A 211-nucleotide genomic window follows, 5' to 3' on the forward strand; every position below is an offset into this window, starting at 1 on the left:
GTTCCTCTCGTTCCAATTGCAATAATAACGGAACAAACTCCGCTGAGGGTAATTCCATCACTGATTCAATAATGGCGGCAAGTTCTTCATCGATAGAACCAAAGCGGGTTCGGAGAATGTCTTCGATAACCTGACGTTCTCCTTGCTGAAAGGCTTTTTCTTGTTCTTGTTGGTAAAGGGGTGCTAATCTCATAATTAACGCTCTGTCTCC

Annotated in this window: 1 protein-coding gene; it reads right to left on the reverse strand. The window is 43.6% G+C overall.

Going from position 1 to position 211, the window contains the following annotated elements; translation table 11 throughout:
* Window positions 1-193 (reverse strand): hypothetical protein (locus LKK83_RS00585; RefSeq protein WP_324628789.1); only part of this gene is annotated, 193 nt, incomplete at its 3' end.
* Between the last annotated feature and the right edge of the window lie 18 nt (window positions 194-211).

Origin of the sequence: Phormidium sp. CCY1219, assembly GCF_035615515.1 — a bacterium.
Lineage (GTDB): Bacteria > Cyanobacteriota > Cyanobacteriia > Cyanobacteriales > Laspinemataceae > CCY1219.